30 protein-coding genes are annotated in these 18,193 nt (G+C 39.2%); 2 read left to right on the forward strand and 28 right to left on the reverse strand.

Going from position 1 to position 18,193, the window contains the following annotated elements; all coding sequences use genetic code 11:
- Nucleotides 1–10 precede the first annotated feature (10 nt).
- From E4O00_RS03515 to E4O00_RS03585, 16 genes are all read right to left on the reverse strand, one after another.
- Entirely contained in the window at nucleotides 11–322 is a 312-nt protein-coding gene (locus E4O00_RS03515) for a hypothetical protein (RefSeq protein WP_253678606.1), read from the reverse strand.
- Nucleotides 267–1,949 (reverse strand): phage tail tape measure protein, encoded by a 1,683-nt coding sequence (locus E4O00_RS03520; RefSeq protein ID WP_253678607.1) that lies wholly within the window; start codon nucleotides 1,947–1,949, stop codon nucleotides 267–269. The genes E4O00_RS03515 and E4O00_RS03520 overlap by 56 nt, the downstream gene beginning before the upstream one ends.
- A gap of 188 nt (nucleotides 1,950–2,137) precedes the next feature.
- Nucleotides 2,138–2,560 (reverse strand): hypothetical protein, encoded by a 423-nt coding sequence (locus tag E4O00_RS03525; RefSeq protein ID WP_253678608.1) that lies wholly within the window; start codon nucleotides 2,558–2,560, stop codon nucleotides 2,138–2,140.
- A gap of 2 nt (nucleotides 2,561–2,562) precedes the next feature.
- Nucleotides 2,563–2,940: a hypothetical protein gene (locus E4O00_RS03530; RefSeq protein ID WP_253678609.1), complete on the reverse strand. Its 378-nt coding sequence runs from the start codon at nucleotides 2,938–2,940 to the stop codon at nucleotides 2,563–2,565.
- Nucleotides 2,940–4,424, reverse strand: coding sequence for a hypothetical protein (locus E4O00_RS03535; RefSeq protein WP_253678610.1), 1,485 nt, complete (start codon nucleotides 4,422–4,424; stop codon nucleotides 2,940–2,942). Before E4O00_RS03535 ends, E4O00_RS03530 begins: the two co-directional genes overlap by 1 nt.
- A 31-nt stretch (nucleotides 4,425–4,455) precedes the next feature.
- Nucleotides 4,456–5,103: a hypothetical protein gene (locus E4O00_RS03540; RefSeq protein WP_253678611.1), complete on the reverse strand. Its 648-nt coding sequence runs from the start codon at nucleotides 5,101–5,103 to the stop codon at nucleotides 4,456–4,458.
- Between the two features lie 2 nt (nucleotides 5,104–5,105).
- Nucleotides 5,106–5,468 carry a hypothetical protein gene (locus E4O00_RS03545; RefSeq protein WP_253678612.1) on the reverse strand — a complete coding sequence of 121 codons (363 nt, stop codon included), beginning with the start codon at nucleotides 5,466–5,468 and terminating at the stop codon, nucleotides 5,106–5,108.
- A gap of 12 nt (nucleotides 5,469–5,480) precedes the next feature.
- Nucleotides 5,481–5,603 carry a hypothetical protein gene (locus E4O00_RS13980; RefSeq protein ID WP_256483988.1) on the reverse strand — a complete coding sequence of 41 codons (123 nt, stop codon included), beginning with the start codon at nucleotides 5,601–5,603 and terminating at the stop codon, nucleotides 5,481–5,483.
- Entirely contained in the window at nucleotides 5,590–5,925 is a 336-nt protein-coding gene (locus E4O00_RS03550; protein WP_253678613.1) for a hypothetical protein, read from the reverse strand. The genes E4O00_RS13980 and E4O00_RS03550 overlap by 14 nt, the downstream gene beginning before the upstream one ends.
- Before the next feature lie 22 nt (nucleotides 5,926–5,947).
- Nucleotides 5,948–7,036 (reverse strand): major capsid protein, encoded by a 1,089-nt coding sequence (locus E4O00_RS03555; protein WP_253678614.1) that lies wholly within the window; start codon nucleotides 7,034–7,036, stop codon nucleotides 5,948–5,950.
- A 32-nt stretch (nucleotides 7,037–7,068) separates the two neighbouring features.
- Nucleotides 7,069–7,443: a hypothetical protein gene (locus E4O00_RS03560; RefSeq protein ID WP_253678615.1), complete on the reverse strand. Its 375-nt coding sequence runs from the start codon at nucleotides 7,441–7,443 to the stop codon at nucleotides 7,069–7,071.
- Entirely contained in the window at nucleotides 7,444–8,538 is a 1,095-nt protein-coding gene (locus E4O00_RS03565; protein ID WP_253678616.1) for a head maturation protease, ClpP-related, read from the reverse strand.
- A gap of 10 nt (nucleotides 8,539–8,548) precedes the next feature.
- Nucleotides 8,549–8,965 (reverse strand): hypothetical protein, encoded by a 417-nt coding sequence (locus tag E4O00_RS03570; RefSeq protein WP_253678617.1) that lies wholly within the window; start codon nucleotides 8,963–8,965, stop codon nucleotides 8,549–8,551.
- Between the two features lie 360 nt (nucleotides 8,966–9,325).
- On the reverse strand, nucleotides 9,326–9,526 hold the full coding sequence (locus E4O00_RS03575) for a helix-turn-helix domain-containing protein (protein ID WP_253678618.1): 201 nt from the start codon (nucleotides 9,524–9,526) through the stop codon (nucleotides 9,326–9,328).
- 456 nt (nucleotides 9,527–9,982) lie between these two features.
- The gene (locus E4O00_RS03580) at nucleotides 9,983–10,333 is read right to left on the reverse strand and encodes a hypothetical protein (protein ID WP_253678619.1); all 351 of its coding nucleotides are present in this window, start codon (nucleotides 10,331–10,333) and stop codon (nucleotides 9,983–9,985) included.
- The gene (locus tag E4O00_RS03585; protein ID WP_253678620.1) at nucleotides 10,314–10,673 is read right to left on the reverse strand and encodes a hypothetical protein; all 360 of its coding nucleotides are present in this window, start codon (nucleotides 10,671–10,673) and stop codon (nucleotides 10,314–10,316) included. The genes E4O00_RS03580 and E4O00_RS03585 overlap by 20 nt, the downstream gene beginning before the upstream one ends.
- A gap of 328 nt (nucleotides 10,674–11,001) precedes the next feature.
- On the opposite strand from E4O00_RS03585, the gene E4O00_RS03590 reads away from it, so the two are divergent.
- Complete coding sequence (locus tag E4O00_RS03590) at nucleotides 11,002–11,310, forward strand: BrnT family toxin (protein WP_253678621.1); 309 nt, start codon at nucleotides 11,002–11,004, stop codon at nucleotides 11,308–11,310.
- Nucleotides 11,279–11,593 (forward strand): BrnA antitoxin family protein, encoded by a 315-nt coding sequence (locus E4O00_RS03595; protein ID WP_253678622.1) that lies wholly within the window; start codon nucleotides 11,279–11,281, stop codon nucleotides 11,591–11,593. The genes E4O00_RS03590 and E4O00_RS03595 overlap by 32 nt, the downstream gene beginning before the upstream one ends.
- 37 nt (nucleotides 11,594–11,630) lie before the next feature.
- On the opposite strand, the gene E4O00_RS03600 is transcribed toward E4O00_RS03595, so the two are convergent.
- The 12 genes from E4O00_RS03600 to E4O00_RS03655 form a co-directional block, all read right to left on the reverse strand.
- Nucleotides 11,631–12,146, reverse strand: a complete 516-nt coding sequence (locus E4O00_RS03600; RefSeq protein WP_253678623.1) for an SHOCT domain-containing protein — start codon at nucleotides 12,144–12,146, stop codon at nucleotides 11,631–11,633.
- 306 nt (nucleotides 12,147–12,452) lie between these two features.
- Entirely contained in the window at nucleotides 12,453–13,022 is a 570-nt protein-coding gene (locus tag E4O00_RS03605; RefSeq protein ID WP_253678624.1) for a hypothetical protein, read from the reverse strand.
- An 88-nt stretch (nucleotides 13,023–13,110) separates the two neighbouring features.
- Nucleotides 13,111–13,479 carry a DUF4406 domain-containing protein gene (locus E4O00_RS03610; protein WP_253678625.1) on the reverse strand — a complete coding sequence of 123 codons (369 nt, stop codon included), beginning with the start codon at nucleotides 13,477–13,479 and terminating at the stop codon, nucleotides 13,111–13,113.
- Nucleotides 13,476–13,658: a hypothetical protein gene (locus E4O00_RS03615; protein WP_253678626.1), complete on the reverse strand. Its 183-nt coding sequence runs from the start codon at nucleotides 13,656–13,658 to the stop codon at nucleotides 13,476–13,478. Before E4O00_RS03615 ends, E4O00_RS03610 begins: the two co-directional genes overlap by 4 nt.
- A gap of 10 nt (nucleotides 13,659–13,668) precedes the next feature.
- Nucleotides 13,669–14,493, reverse strand: a complete 825-nt coding sequence (locus tag E4O00_RS03620) for a hypothetical protein (protein WP_253678627.1) — start codon at nucleotides 14,491–14,493, stop codon at nucleotides 13,669–13,671.
- A gap of 45 nt (nucleotides 14,494–14,538) precedes the next feature.
- On the reverse strand, nucleotides 14,539–14,784 hold the full coding sequence (locus E4O00_RS03625) for a hypothetical protein (RefSeq protein ID WP_253678628.1): 246 nt from the start codon (nucleotides 14,782–14,784) through the stop codon (nucleotides 14,539–14,541).
- Between the two features lie 4 nt (nucleotides 14,785–14,788).
- Nucleotides 14,789–15,277, reverse strand: coding sequence for a hypothetical protein (locus tag E4O00_RS03630; RefSeq protein WP_253678629.1), 489 nt, complete (start codon nucleotides 15,275–15,277; stop codon nucleotides 14,789–14,791).
- The gene (locus tag E4O00_RS03635) at nucleotides 15,270–16,184 is read right to left on the reverse strand and encodes a phage portal protein (RefSeq protein ID WP_253678630.1); all 915 of its coding nucleotides are present in this window, start codon (nucleotides 16,182–16,184) and stop codon (nucleotides 15,270–15,272) included. The genes E4O00_RS03630 and E4O00_RS03635 overlap by 8 nt, the downstream gene beginning before the upstream one ends.
- The gene (locus E4O00_RS03640) at nucleotides 16,165–16,902 is read right to left on the reverse strand and encodes a phage portal protein (protein ID WP_253678631.1); all 738 of its coding nucleotides are present in this window, start codon (nucleotides 16,900–16,902) and stop codon (nucleotides 16,165–16,167) included. Before E4O00_RS03640 ends, E4O00_RS03635 begins: the two co-directional genes overlap by 20 nt.
- The gene (locus tag E4O00_RS03645) at nucleotides 16,896–17,198 is read right to left on the reverse strand and encodes a hypothetical protein (protein WP_253678632.1); all 303 of its coding nucleotides are present in this window, start codon (nucleotides 17,196–17,198) and stop codon (nucleotides 16,896–16,898) included. The genes E4O00_RS03640 and E4O00_RS03645 overlap by 7 nt, the downstream gene beginning before the upstream one ends.
- Nucleotides 17,199–17,305: 107 nt before the next feature.
- Nucleotides 17,306–17,617: a hypothetical protein gene (locus E4O00_RS03650; protein WP_253678633.1), complete on the reverse strand. Its 312-nt coding sequence runs from the start codon at nucleotides 17,615–17,617 to the stop codon at nucleotides 17,306–17,308.
- Complete coding sequence (locus E4O00_RS03655; RefSeq protein WP_253678634.1) at nucleotides 17,598–17,957, reverse strand: hypothetical protein; 360 nt, start codon at nucleotides 17,955–17,957, stop codon at nucleotides 17,598–17,600. The genes E4O00_RS03650 and E4O00_RS03655 overlap by 20 nt, the downstream gene beginning before the upstream one ends.
- Between the last annotated feature and the right edge of the window lie 236 nt (nucleotides 17,958–18,193).

Raw genomic sequence — 18,193 nt, forward strand, 5'->3', positions numbered from 1 at the left:
AAAAAAATCCTTAATAACTCCCCGAAACGGCAAGATTAAAATTAGGAGAAGCAGGGGGCTTACTAACCCTAGCACTTGTACCCGGCTCCGCCTTTACCGAAATTTCCGCATGTTGGTATGTGTCTTGCCTCGAATAATAAGCCGCCTGTTGTGCCGGAGATACAACGGATAATTCATTTTCTTTAGCAACACTTTGTGAAACAGCTCCGGCACCAACCCCCGATGCCGTATTTACTAAATTAGCTTCAAGTTCAACCCCTTTTAGACTATCCCGCCATGATTCTATTTTTTTTTGCAGCAGGCTGAATAAGTTTTCCGACAAAAGGAAGAGCCGATAAAAGCTCCAGCAATTTTTGAATAGGCATTAATAACCCCGATACTATCAATTTAAAAAACATACCGATAGCAGCCCCCATTCCGTTATTTTTAAAAGCTTCCGTAACTCTATCCCATTCAGTCCAAACTTCTCTTATAACAAGAACTAAAGCAGTAACCCCGGCAACTATCAACCCTATAGGATTAGCGTTTAATAAAACATTAAAAGCAGCTTGTACAACATTCATTCCTTGCTGTGATGCCATCAACAGTCTTATAGCTCCAACCATATCCATTATATTTTTTACTGCAAGTGCTCCAATCAAAGCCGCTTTATAAACTCCCCATGAAGCTGCTGCAATCACAATTACATCTCTCAAACCCCATAAAATTTTTAAAATTCTAAAAAATTCCCCTCCCGCAACCTTAAAAAAATTAATAATCGGTTCAGGATTAAAACGAGTTACAGCATCTGTGAGTTTTGAAATTCCTACACTTCCTTTTTTTGCAAAAGCGTCTACAAACTTAAATCCTAATTCCGTCAATGCTGAACCTAAAACTTTTAATTTATTTTGAATTGAACCTCGCATAACATCAGCCATTAAAGCAGCTGATCCTGTTGCGTTTTTTAATTCGTTTTCAAATTTTTGCAACCCTTCCGTACCTTGGGACATAAGTAAATCTATAGCCCTTTTACCTCGTTCTCCAAAAATACTGCTAAGAATTCCTTGCTTTTGAGCATTACCCACACCGCCTAACTTTTTTTCAAGTTGCCCTACAATATCGAAAAGATGTAAAAAATTCCCTTTTTCATCGGTTACATTTATTCCCAACCCCTTTAGCTGCTTTTGTTTTGCTGCGTTTCCGAGTTGTGTAAACACGGCATTTAAAGCGGTACCTGCATTAGAACCTTTAATACCGGCATTTGCCAAAACACCGATAGAAGCCGATAATGTTTCTACACTTTGCCCTGCCGAAGTAAAACTAGGCCCTGCATATTGTATAGCTTCAAACATCGGTCCTAAATCTGTATTAAAACTGCTTGCCGTTTTAGCCATAACATCACTAATTCTTTGCAAATTACTTGATGTTGCATCCATTTTAAAAGCACCAAGAGCATCCGTTGCTATATCAACGGCTGTTGTTAAATCCGTTCCGGCAGCAGTCGCAAGATTAGTTGTTCCCATTAATAAATCCATAGCCTTTTCGCTTGAAAGTCCCGCCATTGCCATTTTTTGCATAGCTCCGGCGGTGTCAACGGCATTGAACTCGGTAAGGGCTGCTACTTCACGGCTTTTTTTCCCTATTGCCTCAAGCTGTGAAGCATAAGTTTCCGATAAAGGATTCATATCTTTAAACAAAGCTCCTGACTTAGTTACGGCAGCATCAAAATTAACAAACTGTTTAGTAGCAACACCAATTCCGGCTCCGATTGCACCCAAACCTACACCAACGGCATACTTACCATAAGTTTTTATCTTATCGCCAACCCTAGCCATCATCTGTTCGGTTTTAGCCATATCGCCTTTAAATCTTGCAGTAACAGCCCTTCCCTTACCACTAATTTTATCAAGCGTACCGCTAGCTTGATCCTTAATTTTAAAGATAGCCAATAACGAATATTTCTTACCCATTTATAAATCCTTTTGCATCTTGCAAAGCTCTTTAATTCTTGCACCATAAAAAAAATGAATATCCTCAATACTCATCTCATTTAAAGGCGGCAAGCTCGAATAGTCTAAACAAATCTGCAAAAACTGATTAACAATGCCCGCCGCCCCTAAAACCTTTTTTTTCTTTCCGTCAACGGCACAAACGGAAATTATTCGGCTAAAAAAAGTATTGCAACTCCTTGGAAAAAAAGCCAATCCTTAACATCCAAATTACTAAAATAACTTGTTTCCTTACCCGTCATTGCCGAAAAAAATGCTTGAAGTTTTTTGACAGACTGCTTATCACTGCTTCCGTCCATAGCGATAAAAGATTTTCCCGCAGGTCTCTTTATCGTTACAACATCTCCGCCGTTTTTACTGCTGAATTGCGAAACCGTATATTTAATCTCTGTTCCGTCAACTTCGACACGCCCCGCCATACAAGCCTTTACAAACCGTTCTTTTAACGGCTTAAAGCCTTCAATATCTTCATCGCTCATTGCCGATTCATCATAATCAATCTCGTTTGCTTCACAATACTTTTCAAACTCCGAAACCGCCGTTTCCCTGTCAACCTTAAATTGTTTTTCCATTTTTAAACTCCTTGTTTTTCAATTTTTCCTTGCAACGAAATACTTGCCGTTCCTTCCTTAAAAGAAATTTCTATATCGTCAACAATCTGCACCAAACCGGCAAAGACCGCCCCGTCATTTGCCGTTCCCGAATAATCAAACATCTTGCCCGAATTTTTTAAATCCTGCAAAAAGTCATCATCGCCCTTGTCAAAATCTATAACCAAACTAACCCCTTCAATGGAATCGGTTTTTCTCGATTGTACAACACGGCTTGATCCGTCTCCGTTAGGCTTTACCTCATTATTCTTTCCGCCGAACTTCCACTTAGCGTCGTCATCGGCATCGCAAGTAAACCGTCTGCCGTTAAGCGTATGACTTTCAAAAGGCCCTGCTATCATTAGTTACCTCCTAAATAAAATCCAAAATAAATATCGGAATCCGAAATCTCAACATTGCCGGACAACTTAACGGGAAATTTAACATTAACCCGTTTAGGATTATTGCCGTCAATTTTAACTTCCATATTCTTTTTACTGAATTCGGGTTCTTGAATAATCGCCTGAAGAGCGAGCGAGTCAGCCAAATTCATAAACGAAGTTTTAATCGTCTTAGGTTGTACCGCCGTTTTGTTTTCTGTAATAGTAGCATCGCTTACCAAGGGTGCACCCTTTAAGCCGTCTGCTTCCATTATCAACCTAACATTAAAAACAACATTTTGCAGTTTAACCAAATCGACAACATACCTCTTACTTGGGAATTGCCCTTCGTTTTCGGGATGGTAAAAAGTAATGATGTCGTTCAATTCTGCAATGTTCCCGTTTTTTATATTCGTAGAAGAACCCTTATTTACCGATGCCGTTCTTTGCACATAATTTTCTTGCTCGTCATCGGCCCCGCAATGCAGCCCCGTCAACAACCCCTTATACCCTTGCGCCGGATTGGAATTTGCGGTACTAACAATGTCGTTAATAAGACCACGGGCCGCAACAACAAATGGCAGCTCCCTGCTTTTTACCGATACAATCAAAAAGTTAATTGCATCCGTCTTTCTTTTATCGGTAACGGCCGTTCTATCGGTCAAAACATCCGTACAGCCATGACAAACAAGCACGGGCTTCTTTTCCAAAGGCGACCATCTTGCCTCGCCGAATTCCTGATAAGCATCCAGCCTTGCAGGTTTTTTATAATCGAAACAGCTTAAAATAAATGTTTCCCAAACAACACCTATTTTATTCAAAGCCTGCCCGACATCAGGATCAACCGTTCCGCCCGTAAACTTCTTAACGCTGAAAGTAACACCGGGAACATCGGCATCAAGTTCAAGCGTTATCAAGTTAGAGCTTTCTCCCGACCATTTGGAAACAAGCGGTAATTTGGATTCCGTTATATCCTCGGTCTTCGCAGGGCAATTTAAGCGTCCGTCAATCGCCGCCTTAATCGACTGTAAAATTACATTTATCTTGTCTCCCTTTTTAACCGAAAACTCGCAAGACACGCCGCCTATATAAACAGCACCGGCTCCGTTTCCCTTAGCCCCTTGTCCTGATTGCTCTTCCGTTATTTCGATAGAACCCTTAGCAGGCAAAGCCTGTTCCGCTTTTTTTAAAGGATAAACCGTAACAGGAAAATCCGCAGCCTTTCCGTTTTGTGGGAAAAACTGCAATGCCGCAAGGTGAAGAGGGCTTCCGTAACCGTACCTCGCTCCTACCTCATTAGCATTTCCTTCAATCTCGAACTTATCCAAACCAAACACCGCATCATCGCTTCCTTGTCCGATAATAGCAACTCTTTGCGGTAACATAAACGCCTTTCCCGAATTAAAATTTCTGTACTCGACATTAACGCCGCAAACACGGCTGACAGCCGCCGCCGAAACTCCCATAAACACCCCCTATCTAATTCCTAATTACAAATTACGAATTAACTAAAACCTCTCCGGTTTTTGATAACAAGTTAAAATCGATTCCTTCAAACTCGACACCCTCACCTTGAGGAGAATCTTCGTAAAAAGAAACCGAAAAATCCAGCCTTGCGATTGTTACCGCAACAGCACTATTCTCTATATCGTTAGGACTTCCTGTCTTTATTCCCGATAAATCCCTTTCAAGTACAACGCCCCTCATACCTAAATAAGCGTAAAATCCGCTCATTAAAATATTCCTGACTATGCGGGCTAAAGTCCACGCCCTAATCGTACTAAGTTCGTCATCCCTTCCGTCTTGCCCGTAATTACCGCAAGCGTAGCAATCGACCAAAAAAGAAGCCGTATATTTTTTCCTTCCTATAGCACTTCCGGCCTTGCCTTCGGCTCTCTTTGTCTCAACCAAACAAACATTAACTAACGGAAAAGGATTTTTATCGCTTTCATTTTCAGTAAATTCCCAAGGCCTGTCATTTTCCAAAAAGACCTTAACATCAAAATCCTTAGCATTTTTCAAACCATCCTTAACGGCAAGTTCATATTGATTTTTTAATTCGGTTTTTAAAATAAAAGCAATCCTATCCCTAATCCTTTCAACATTATCTTGCTCGTTTAAAAGTCCTTGTATCTGTGCTTCCATAATTAACCCTCGTTTAAACTTACCGATAAAATCAATCTTCCGATTCCGATAGTCCTATCAGGCTCATAGCGGGCCACATACAAATCGTATTCGGCCCCGCCTAAATCCCTTAATCGAACCCGCCAGCCTCTTTGCGGAATATTTTTAGTCTTCAATGCAAGTGATGACATTCTGTAACAAACGGTAATTGTCCGCCCCTGTACAGGAACTCCATCCATATTAAGAAGATAGCCTATATCTCCGACCTGCCCCGTAAGCTCAAACTCATTTCTATTTTTGTCGATTAACAAAAAACGGGAGCCCGTAAGACTAGTATCTTCTAGGGTAAGAGACAAATCTTGTTCCGCAAGCTCCCGTAAATTCATTTTTTTTAATTCCTATTTTTGTAAATCGTTTAAGGCTGTAACTACTTCGTCTTTAGTCTTGCCTTCAACTTCCAACCCGAAAATAACGGCAAAGTTCTTGAGCTGATCTTCAGGTGTAACCTCAACATTTTGCAATAATTCTGCAACAGCTTTTTTTTATAAGCGGCAAAATCTCTTCTTTCTTTTTGCCCTCGGTCTCAAGATTCAACTTTGCAGCCAAATCTTCAAGCTCTTTTTTGTTTAGCTTTTCAAGCGGATTTTTACCGGAAGACTTATCATCTTCTTTTTTTTCGTCCGCAAGCTCTGAACTTTCGACAATTTTTTTATCGGCTATAGCCGTCTTAAAAACATCTTCATTACCGCCGAAATTTTCAGCCGTAATTTCATCACCTTCGTTTAAAATAATTCCGCCGGAAGTAAACGCAAACCCCTCAGCAACAACATATTTCTTACTCATTTTTTTCTCTCCTATAAAAACATTAAGCCTTAATTTTTAAGCAGCCGTACCTGTCGATTGAAAAGGGCCAGCAAAGCGGGCGGCTTTTGATTTCACCGATATAAGCCTCGTTTTTCTTTTCAAACCAAACCCTAGGTCTAAAGTCGTACTCGTTATCGATCTGTATTTTTCCGGCAAACAATTCAGGGAACATAGCATCGGGATCAACAGACGGAATACCGCCGAACATCTTTCTAAAATCCAAATCTTCCGTATCGGGCAGGAAGATAACCTTATCGTCATCGACAAACTTAACCTTATCTTTTGAACCGAACTTGTTATATCCTGCATTATAAAGCCATAAATCAAAACGGTAAGCTCCGATATCGATCCAACCCATATACTTACCGCCCTTGTTTACGAGCGATGGGTTAAGCGTTCCAAGTCTCAATCCGTCTTGTTTCAAATCGTCCTTAATATCGTTATCTGAAACAAAAGCCTCCCACGCTTCTTTTCCGAAAATCAAATTGGTAACATCACAAAGTCCATCATTCCTGATTACATCGGCAAGGGCTGTAATATCTTTTTTAATTGTAGCCCCCGAAGCACCCCAAGCAATAGCCGCAGTAGGGAAGTGTGAAGGATTCGGTTTTAAATCTAAATCATAAACCGCATTACCTTTTTCGTCCGTAAGGGTTATCTTTCCTGTCTGCAAAACTTGTGCTGCTTGAAGCTCTATCGAATAACGCAGCATCGCAGTCATCTTTGAAAAGGCATTTACCAAAATCTTGGCAATCTTGCCTAACCAGTTTACTTTTTCGGCATAAGAATTTTCTCCCGGCTGTCTTTTCATAAGCTGCGCAATCCCCGCAACACTCGCTAAAGCATAAACAGGGAAGGGTACTTTTTTATTGCCGAATTTATCTTCAACAATATAAACAGCCCCTGTATTCAAATCCCTAACAACAGGTGCAACCTCTTCGCCCGTTCTTGTCAAATCATACTCAAACTCTTCGGCATCCGTAAACGAATCCTCTGTAGTTCTAAAAAACGAAGAAAGAAAACCCATCTTGTTAATATCGGGCTTTCGATTAAACGCTTCTACAATCTTTGTAATCAAACTAGGTAACATCTTCCTCTCCTATAAATATTTTCTTTTTTGATTTATTCCGTTCGGGATAAATCCATAACTTCAACAGGCACAATCGAACAAGCTCTTAAAGCGTCCAACTGCTCAACCGTTGCAGGCGTTCCGTTCACCAAGCACTTATCCGCTCTCACTTTTCCCGAAAGAAGAGCCCTAAAAGCAACATTGCCTGTAGAGCTGCTTTCATTCGTTAAATCTACGGGAACAAGCCCCGCAACTTTTTCGGTGCCTGTATTTGTTAAAACGGCAAAATCCGTTCCGTCTCTTTTTAAAAAAGTTCCGGCCTTAATTGTCGCACCTGCATTAGCATTTTTCAAAAGCCCCGCTTCGTACACATTATCGCCTAAAGCGAAAAGCCCGTTTTCAATAACAGTAGTTTCAACTTTCTTCATCTATTCCTCCTTGCCGAAAAAACCTTTGTCAAATTCGGCTATTAAAACCGCTTCGTCCGCATCCTTGTTTCCGCCTTCTGTTTGAGTAGCAGGCGGATCATCATCGGCCCTGTTTTGAATTTTCGATTGCTTCATTGCATAGTCCATATAAGCACCTTGTACATCGGCATCGGCCGTGCTCTTTCCTTCCGCAATAAACTTAGCGGCAAGTTCATAGCCCCCGCATTTTTCCGCAAGGCGTAAATGCGCACTTACCCGCTCCCTCTCTTTTTCGATTGCAGTTTTTTCTCCCAATGCAAAAATTTCATTGTAGCAAGCTGCATCCTTAACCTTCAACTCTTCGCCCTTCATAGAACCTCCATCCGTATTTTGATTTTTATTTTCATTTATAGAATTTTCAAAATTTACATTTTCAATCTTCAACAAAGCGGCCGCCTTATCAATCGATTTTTCTTCCGTCTCTTCATAAGCCTTTTTTAAACTCTCATAACAATTTTTAATTTTTAACTTAGCATTTACAATAAGCGAATCCCTGCTTTCAATTCCGCCCGTTTCCGCCTCGCCCGATTCCTCTTCTTTTGTTATTTCTTCAAACTCGTTTGCAAATCCGTTTTCGCTTATTTCTTTTCCTACAAAAAAAGTTTCGGCATCCATAAGGGAAGCGATTTCGGCTTTTTCTTTTTTGGAAACAAAAGAATAAACCCCGCATAAAACTCCGGCTAACTGTTTTAAATAATTTCCCGTCTTTTCAAAATCCCGATAATCCCCGAATGAAAATGTCCAAGGATTATGAATCATAAAAATAGAATTTTCCGAAACCCTAACAACCGAATCGGCTTTAACCGTCCTAGCCGCAAGAGCTATATAGGTCGCCATGCTTGCCGCTAATCCGTTCACCGTAACAATAACATTATGAGTTTTTGCCGTTTCACGAATTGTGTTAAAAATGGCAATCCCTTCGTAAACATCTCCGCCCGGACTGTTTATCGCAAGCTCCAAATCTTCACCCTCTTTAAGTGAAGCTAAACTTTCTCTTATCTCTTTTTCGGTCAACCCGTCCCAACCGCCGATATACTTATCAATCGCAAATTTCATTTAAGACCTCTTATTTTTTTAAAGGATAAAAAACCCTCACAGACTCGATAGTTCCGTATTTTACTGTAAAAGAATTTTCAAGCGGATCCCAATCGGGCAATTTAAAATGCTTATTCTTACCTCGCTTCCAACACTCCACAATCAATTCTCCGTCTTTCGGTTTATAATCGGCCGCCTCTTCTTTTATACCGCAATTCCACCCCGATAAATATTCCAAATACAAAGCAGGCTCTTTAACTTGAAAATTATCAAGCGATGATAAATTCTTTTCATCTACTTTTAAATATTTTTTATCGATACCGGCTTGCAGAGCAGACATAACATCTATTCCGCTCTTTACCTTTTTCTCTGCCAACTTTATAATACAAAAAGCCGCAGACCCCAAATTTCCCGCCGCCAAAAGAAAAGATTGAATATTATCGCGCATAAAAAAAGCCTCCTGTATACATTTATACAGGAGGCTAAACCAAAAAGCTATTAACTTTTTGAAAAAAAATAAAAAAAAGAGGGGCACCAAGATTAAACCTTAGCACCCCAAAATATTACAAAGTTTAGTATATAGAGTTATTATTTAACGTTTTTTTTTGAATACATGATCCAAAATTGTCAAAACTGATGCTGTGATTGATATGAAATTAAACATATAACCACAAAGTTTGATAAAACTCATTACACCTCCTTTTATAATATTAAAAATAATTATATTTTTTTAACAAAAAAAAGTCAACCAACAAAAAAAAAAAATGCGTAATCGGCAAAATCCCAATTACGCATTACCCATTAACAATTACCCATTTTTCTTAGCCCTTTTCCCCGGCTTAGGTCTTTTCAAAAACCGCTCGTAGTCTTCTTCGGTAAAAACATAAATTTTCCGCCGATCTTCCCCGACATAATCTACATCATTAACCGAAGCCCAACGGGAAACAGTTTGAACCTCGCATCCGCATCGTTCGGCTATATCCTTTGATGTCAAAAGTTTTTTTGCCATTTTTAACCTCCCAAAAAATATTCAAAAATACGGACACCTAGATTGATAACTCCCAGTACCAAAATTGCAATATATAAATAAGCCTTAAAACCCTTTAATCTAATTTCCATTTGACAAATCTCCTTAAAATTGTTATAATAAGAGTTGGAAGGTTTTACCCCTCCAACTCCGCCCGATTATTTTTTAATTAGGCTTAGGATGAATTCTACAATTGCTGCAATATTTGCAAGGATTGATAGCAACTGTAAGAACCAACCGCCGCATTTAGCCCTGCGCTTATGCGGCTTTTTTTTATGCTTTCGCATAAATCTTAACCTCCTTATCTCTAAGATGATTATATTATATATCAAGATGTATATTTTTGTCAACCCATTTTTATAAAAATTTTAATTTTTTTTTCAAAAAAAATGCGTAATCGAACAAATTCCGATTACGCATAACCAATAAGCTTAAAATTTAAATACCCTTGCGTTCTTTGCGCCCCTTGCAGTTTATTTCGGCAGAATACTCAACTTCCTTTTCTGCAACCTCACAAGGCAAATCATCTTTTCCGGCATCGTACAAAAAGGGCAGTGTACTTTGCTCCAAACTTTCAAGTTCCTTTTCAAGCTCCAAAAGGGAAGAGCGGAACCTGTCCAAATAAGGCACCGGCACCCCGTCCGTATAGGACACTCGGCAAAAAAGCCCCACTTCCTTAAAAAGCGCCCTTGCCTTATCATCCTTTCCTTCGGCTTTAAAAAAATCCCCGTCATCAAAAACGCCGTCAACTATTTTGCCGTTTTCAAAATCAAGATATTTTCTTTTCATGTAAGCCCCTTCGTTCATGGTCCCTGATAATCAAGTCCGTAATAAAAGAAACCTGCTTTTCCCTTGCCAGTCTTTCTGCTTCAGTCTTAGGCTCTGCAAGTCTTTCCGTTTTTACAAGAATCTTGATAGCGGCATACATTATAGCCCCATAAAGTCCTACGGCATCATCCTTGTAAATCAACGCCGTATTATAAACATCACGGGCTATTGAATCAGTCCTTGCTTCCAATTCGTCAAGACTAAGCTCTTGATCTTTACCCTTAACCGCCTTTTTTAAAGGCCCCGTCTTCCTTGCCGTTTTAACGGCTGCCGTCTTAACGGCTCTTTCTGCGTTTTTCATATAACGCCTCCCTTCTTGTTATTGCTATTTATCAGCCTTTTTAAAAATAAAAAAGCCGAAACTGCTAGCACTCCCAAGAAGAGGAGCCCGGCTCTCACGAGTTCCCGGACAGTTTCGGCAAATATTCACATAAGAACACTACACCCTTTCAATCAAAAATCAAAAGGGCATAAAAAAAGCCCGAAAATATAACGGTGCGGGCATCCGCTTCTTGTTTGTTGCTGTCTTTAGTATCGCCCGATTCACCAAAAAAGTCAAGCCCTTTTTAATAAATTTTTTAAAAAAAAATAAGATTGACAAAAAGTAATACATTTTGTATAATAAAAATATGGAAAACGAAAACACAACAAAGCATCTTTTTGAATGGGACTATGAAAAAGAACAGCGTAATATAAAAATACACAAAATCTCATTTGAAACCGCAAAATTCGTTTTCAATGATAACAATCGAATCGAATTATTCGATATAAACCACAGCGGCACCGAAGACCGCATTATCACAATAGGAAAAGTAGACAAGGTACTGTTCGTTGTTTACACCGAAAGAGGAGAAAAAACACGGATTATATCCGCAAGAGCCGCCACAAAAGCGGAAAGGAGACTTTATGGCAATAGTTACATCGGTCTTACACGGTGATGAAAAACCCACCAAAGAACAAATTGAAGAAATTAGGCGAGCCGCAAAAATGCCCCTTGTATACGATGAATACTGCCCGCCCTTAACCAAAGAGCAAATAAAAGAGTTTGCACGCATAGCCAAAGAACAGCGTAAACTCCGAAAAAAACAAGTCGTAGCAATCCGCCTTTCACCCGAAACCGCCGAAAAAGTCAAAGCACTCGGTAAAGGCTACAGCTCCGTATTAAGCCGCATTATAGACGAAGCATTCCGCAACCCCGACCTCTTGCAGAAATGCTTATAAAAAAAGCGGGGTAGTGTACCCCGCTTAACAACATACATTAAATACCCAATAGCACCGCTTTCTTTTTATCAAAATCTTCTTGCGTGATTATACCGTCATCAAGAAGTTGTTTATATTTTCTTAATTCTTCGGCAGGATCAGAAGTTGCAGGTTTTTCAATTTTTTCTTGTTCAAAACTGTTATTATCTTTTTCTTTCAGTGCATCTACAATAGCCTTTGAACTACTAACACCGTCATATTGATATTTCACAGCCCCCTCTATAATCGTTAATTTCATACCCGTAAGACCGGAGACAGTAAAACTGGATATTTTCGATAAAGGCATTAGTACCTTATCAGCACCACCGAATGCTTTATTGAAAACTACCGAATAAAAATTTTTATCGGTAACGACTAAACCTCCCTGCCCCATCTTCCCCAAACATGAGGAAACAGCTACAACACTTTCATCATTAGAAATCATTTCAGCTAAATTCATATAAACCGGCTTTGAAAGAAAATTCGGTTTAACCCCTAACTCTTTTATTCTTGCTTCAAATTTAGCATAATCCATAAAATCAACCCCCTAGCTTGATTATTTATTCGAGTATATCACAATTTTAAAAAAAATACCAGAACAAAAAAAATGCGTAATCGGCAAAATCCCAATTACGCATTACCCATTACAAATTAAGCATTAACACACCCTTACTTCCCAAAAGCCTTATCCATCTCCGAATTAAAAATACTTTGCATTGCCTGCATAGGCCTCTCGCATTCCGGTAAAAAAAAGCCGGTAGGCTTAGTGCGTGTCTGCGGCCTATCCATTATATAAAGCATATCGATCTTAAACGAAATATCCTTACCCTTTTTCCTAAAATTATTTACCTGAAATAAATTTTTTCCCGTAGTGCACAAACTTTTTCTTGCCCTCTGCATTTTTTCCCGAAGCAACAATAGCCCTTGCTACTGAACGGGCCTTTTTTGAATTACTTCTTAAAACAATTCTATTAGTGATAGGTCCCTGTATTTTATTAGCTATAATCTCATTTAACCTATACCTTTTTCCTACAAGTTTATATTTACTCTTACCCGACCTTACCCTGTCTGTAGGAACCGCAAGCCTCGAACCCGCCTTAGGAGCGTGAACACCGCCCTCGTCTTGCCGTCTCATATAATCAACCGCATCTAAAAATCCGGCTCGAGCTTGAATTTCATTTAGCGTCTTAACATCTCTAAACTGCATTTGCTCAAATTGACAATTTCTTGTAGTAAATTTATTTCTTAATATAAAAGTTGTTTGAGTTTTAGCCACAAGATTTTTACGAGCGTATGCTGCTTCAATATTAACCGTATTTATCGCAGCCCTTGTAATCTGCCTTTTTACATCCTTACTAAAATATTCAAAATCTTCAGGATTGTTAATAACATACTGCCCGAACCCTTTCATACCAACCTCCGATTAACTTTTATAAACTTACCCCGGCGCAAGTTTCTCCCGAATGTTAAAAAATAATGCGTAATCGGAAAAATCCCAATTACACATTATTTTTTAAATCTTCCAAACTAAAAAAAACAGGAATCCCCAACATCCTCGCAATAAACAATTCCACTTTCACGCCTTTTGATTTTTTATAATTTTCCAAAACCACCACATGAGAGCATCCTGCCAATTCTGCAATACATACCCTCATATAATCCTCCCACTTCGGTTTTTTCTTTTTGTTTAAAACTTTAGAAACATCATCAAAATAAGCGTTCACCCTCTTTGCCAATCTTTGAGGATTTACAATTTTCAAATAAGGCAGTTTCTCAAAACTCTTTTTCAATTCCTTTTCCATTTTAAAAAAAGCCCCTGCATTATTATTTTGCACCCCCGTAATCGGCCCCGAAATATACACAATCATTCTTTCTTTAATTTTTCCGCCTCGCTAAAATATTTCTCGATTGCATCAATTTCGATTTTATATTCCGCAATTTTCTCCCAATACCACAACGGCATTTTCACCGTTCCGTCTTCTTCGTTAAACTCCACCGGAAGAGGATCGGGAAACTGCGGAAAAACCACATCGTAATTCTCATACACATATTCAACTCTAGTCCTTGTTACGCAAGATGTCATTAACAGCATTAAACTTATCACGCCCGCTATTATTAGACATCTTCTTTTTTTTATCCTCTGCACTCTTAAAAACCTCTCTTTTTATTTTTATCTTTTCGGCATCATACAAAGCCTTATCCGCCGCCTTTCTTTCTGCATCTTCGGCAATTTCTTCTTCAAGTCTTGCCCTTCCGCTTTTCCACCCTGCAATAAAAGAAAGTAAGCCTATAGTTAGAGCAATCCCAAATCCTAAAATAACAAATACCCCCGACACTTCTACACCTCCGTCAAATATCCGCTTATTTCGTCTCCGGCTTTTACCCCGTATTTTTTTTAAAACGGAATTAAACCGCTCTAAATCTTTTGACGAAAGAATAAAACATCCTGCGCTCCACGCATAATTAGTATCTTTCCCCAACTTAAAAGAATACTTATTATGAATTAACCATCGGCCGTTTTGAAATCCGTCCTTTGTAGTCTGCATAGCGTTACGGTCAATCACGCCCCCGTCAACCGTTTTTGTTTTTATGATCGCATGAATCTCTCCGTTAAACTTTCTAGGCGGTACAAAAGTCTTTATTGTAAACTCCCCCTCACTTACACTCGCTCCAAAAGCAACATCGCCCGCACGGAACATTTCGCCGAAGCAATAATTCGCAACCGTCTGACATTTTGCCTTAAAAATTTCTTCTCCGTTATTTAATAAAATCAAATCGTCAAGACTATTGTTTTTCCAGTTATTTTGAAAGCCGTCTTCCTTTTCAGGAAACGCTTTAAAATCATAAGATTTTTTATAACGCAAAATTTTTATTCTAAGCATAATTACCTCACTATTAACTTTTTAAGACTTGCACTAGTGCAAGTCTTAACCCAATTTAATATCCTTTATTTTATCCAGCCAAATTGAAAAATATACGGGCGAAAAAACACCTGCAATCGCAATCCCCGAATAAATAATATCCGATTCGTCCAACCCGACAAATCCGAAACCTTTGCAAATAGTCAATATTGCAATCCAGCCCGCCGAAAAAATTTGAGCAGCAAGCGAACTTCTTTTTGCCGTGCTCCTATTTTTCTTTTCTTCCGTCAAAACGGTTTTTTCATCGCTCATAAAATTACCCCTTTAATTTACCGATTAAAAATCCTATGATAGCCGTAACGATAACCGTTAAAGCTATCCCGCCTATTTTTTTCAAAACGGCAAAAGCCGTCTTTGCCGTCTTATTTTCCAAAACATCAAGCCTCTTATTTGTAACACCCTGCCATTCGATCAAGCCCTTAATTTTAGAACCTAAAATTTCATCATCCTTATTTTCAACAGCGTGTTTTTTTTCTTCTTCATTTCTCCACTCAATAATACCTTCAATTTTTTCGTTTAGTTCAGATAATTTTTTATTTACTCCATCTATTTCTGAAAAGACTCTTTTTTGGATTGCAATCTCTTCACTTATCTTTTCAAAAGTTTTTTCTCGATGATCAAGCCTTTTAATTACCTCGTTCATTTGAGTTCTAAACTCTGCATCGTTTTCAACACTTTCTTTTTGCAAAGTATAAAGCTGTCTCATTATTTCTTTTTGTGTCATTAAAGAAACATCATCACTCATCTACCGCCTCCTGAAGTTTTTCCTTTTGTTCTTCCGTCAAATAAACGGGCTTACCGTTATTATCCTCATCAACCGCCGAAACAAAACCTAAGCGTTTCATCAAATCTCTTTCCTGTGCAAGTTTATATTGAACGCTCTTAAAGCCCATTCCGCTAAATTTGCGTGCAACCATATCGAAAGTTACAACACCCAAACTTAAAAGAACCCGCATCGCATTTGCTTCTTTTTGAATATCCACACTAGGCCGTGAAATGCTCGACCACTCGCATTTTAACCACGCCCCTTTTTGCTGCCAAAATTCGCTTTTAAAAATAACCTTTTCAAATTCGGGAATATTCAAATTCCCGATTAAAACCGATTGAATAATAAATTCGGAATATATCAGCTGGCAAAAATCTTTAGCATTTTTAAAAGCTCTATACTTTAAAAAAATATCGAACTCATTATTCGCTTGTCTTGAAGCCGAATAACTTGAATCGAATTTAAGCATTACAATTTCGGGAGGTATTTCATTGGCCCAACAAATAGCCGAAATAATTGCATCTTCAAAAGTTTTAAAATTAACGTTAGGTCTGTTTGTGTTAAAGCTGATAGGTTCTTCCCCCGGTGCCAATCCGTCAAGCACCGTCCCCGGAGACATCGGAATTGTTGAAGGTATTCCTTCCTTGCCGTCAATAGCAGCGGGCGTTCCTGCTTGTGCCGCAGCCCGTGTGATATTTAAAATAGGGTTGGTACCCACAGTAGTTGAAGGAGCTTTTTTTATAAAAAGAGGTAAAAGAGCATTAACCACCGCAGCCCTTACTTCGGCATCTCTGTAACGGTCTAAGTCTTTCATCATGTATAGTGTGTTTGCCAAAATCGGCATACCCCGCACTTGATCTAAAAGTTTATCGCCCGAATAAACCATCCAGCTTATCTGCCTTCCCGACTTTTTCTCCGTAAACGGGAATCCTCGTTTCCTTAATTTCCGTATCAATAACTTCACGCACCCAATAAGCTGCATGTCTTCCGTGTTTATCAAGTTCCACCCCGTGAAGAATTCTGTTTCCCTCTTTAGCCTTTCCTTGTAAGGGCGTAACAATACTATTCCCGTTAATCCAATCCCAGCAAGGCAATCCCGTTTGTCTGTTTATCCGTGCAACAACAATACCGTCCCCGCACAACATAGCTTCAAGTCTTACTTGATTTTGAAACTCTCCGAATGTCAACTGCTTTTTATAATCGAAAGCGTTATAATCGGCGGCATAAAGTCCAAACATATCACTCATTTTTTCGGCATACTTAACCGCAAGTTTTTCCCTTTCGTCATCGTTTTTATCGGGCCAAATAACCGAACTTAACGGAGTAGGTTCAGGCATCATCCCTGTAAATATTTCGTTTCGTAAAATCCGCTTTACAATTCCTGCAGCATACAAATTTTCTGTAAACAACTGGAGCGACCTTTTCCGCAAAGTGTAATAATCAACTCCGTAATTCCATATATAGTCTCTTGTAATTCCGAAACTATCAGGGTATTTATCGCCTGTAAAAACATCCTGAAAAATATCTCTCACAAAATAAGCAAGAGCATCGTTTTGTTTTATTTCAACAGAAACAGCCGGCATAACACTTTCAAATTCTACCATAAGCCTATCCTCACAGCTCCGCCCGCAGGTCGCAAGCGGCTTTCCAACATATCAATCAAACTCAAAAGCTCTTTTTGTCTGACATACAAAGACGATAAATCCGCACGCTTCACGGTCTGCCTATCCTGCCCCGTGTCGATTGTGTACTCTTGAACACCGCCCGCTTCAATAGTTTTTTGAGTTAAAAATAAAATTGCCTTTTCAATCTCATGCAAAAGTCTTTTTGCATTTTCTAATTCGTCAAGCCAAAACCGCCTTTGACTTTCCTTTTTAAAATCAAGGTCTAACAATGCCATGTTTAAAATTATAAATTACAAAAATAAAAAAGCTATTAACAAATCAAAAAAAAAAAATGCGTAATCGGATAACTCCCAATTACGCATTACCCATTAACAATTACCCATTAAACACCATACTCAACTTCCTTTTCCGCAGCCTCGCAAGGTAAATCATCTTTTCCTGCATCGTACAAAAAGGGCAGTGTACTTTGCTCCAAACTTTCAAGTTCCTTTTCAAGCTCCAAAAGGGAAGAACGGAACCTGTCCAAATAAGGCACCGGCACCCCGTCCGTATAGGACACTTGGCAAAAAAGCCCCACTTCCTTAAAAAGTGCCCTTGCCTTATTATCCTTTCCTTCGGCTTTAAAAAAATCCCCGTCATCAAAAACGCCGTCAACTATTTTGTTGTTTTCAAAATCAAGATATTTTCTTTTCATGTAAGCCCCTTCGTTCATGGTCCCTGATAATCAGGTCCGTAATAAAAGAAACCTGCTTTTCCCTCGCCAGCCTTTCTGCCTCAGTCTTAGGCTCTGCAAGTCTTTCCGTTTTTACAAGAATCTTGATAGCGGCATACATTATAGCCCCGTAAAGCCCTACGGCATCATCCTTGTAAATCAACGCCGTATCATAAACATCACGGGCTATTGAATCAGTCCTTGCTTCCAATTCGTCAAGACTAAGCTCTTGATCTTTACCCTTAACCGCCTTTTTTAAAGGCCCCGTCTTCCTTGCCGTTTTAACGGCTGCCGTCTTAACGGCTCTTTCTGCGTTTCTCATATAACGCCTCCCTGTTTGATATTGGTATTTTCAGCCTTTTAAAAATAAAAAAGCCGAAACTGCTACCACTCCCAAACAGAGGAGCCCGGGCTCTCACGAGTCCCCGGACAGTTTCGGCTATTATTAACAATAATCCATTTTACGCCCCTTAAAAAATCAAAAAGGCATAAAAAAAGCCCGAAAAAGATAACGGTGCGGGCATCCGCTGTTTGTTTGTTGGTATCTTTATTATCGCC

It is taken from the genome of Treponema sp. OMZ 788 (assembly GCF_024181245.1).
Lineage (GTDB): Bacteria > Spirochaetota > Spirochaetia > Treponematales > Treponemataceae > Treponema_B.